The organism is Pseudoalteromonas sp. SR45-6 (assembly GCF_014163545.1).
GTDB lineage: Bacteria > Pseudomonadota > Gammaproteobacteria > Enterobacterales > Alteromonadaceae > Pseudoalteromonas > Pseudoalteromonas rhizosphaerae.
Window position 1 is genome coordinate 1 of sequence record NZ_JACJDM010000165.1, and the last position, 682, is coordinate 682.

A 682-nucleotide genomic window follows, 5' to 3' on the forward strand; every position below is an offset into this window, starting at 1 on the left:
GTCAGTAGGCAACATCACCTAAACGTAGACTTGCTCTGGCGATATTTATATTTAGGGATAAGGATATTTCAATGACACAACAACACACCGTCGCACAAGGCGAAACACTGCTACGCATAGCACGCCAATATGGTTATAAAACCTCAACCGCCTTGTATAACCACCCAAGCAATGCTGAGTTTAGAGCGCTGCGCCCTGATCCAAACTTAATTTACCCGGGCGATAAAATTACCATACCACCTAAAAAAGAAAAGTTTATGCCACTGCGCGCTAACAGCCTAAATACGTTTGTTGTACAAAACGAAAAAGAATATTTTCGCCTGCAAATAATTCATGAAGATGGTGATGACATCACTGGCAAACGTATTGTACTCAACATAGGCAGCCAAACTATCGATACCGTTTTACCGAGCGACGGCCTAGTTGAAGTTGAGCTAAATGAGAACGACACGCTCACCGCTCAGGTTGATTTATATCTCAAGGAAGATCAAAGCTCACCCAGTGAAAGTTTTACCGCACAAGTTGGTCATTTAGACCCCATCGATACACTTTCAGGTGTGCAAGCACGCTGCAATTTATTGGGCTTTGACTGTGGCACAGTTGATGGCGTTAACGGCGCAAAAACTAAAGCCGGTGTGAGGGATTTTCAATACGAGCACGACCTTGAAGTAGATGGAATTGC

General features: G+C 43.8%; 1 protein-coding gene. It reads left to right on the forward strand.

The features are described 5' to 3' along the window. Positions 1 to 71: 71 nt before the first annotated feature. Positions 72 to 682 (forward strand): peptidoglycan-binding protein (locus H5158_RS23805; protein ID WP_182740985.1); only part of this gene is annotated, 611 nt, incomplete at its 3' end.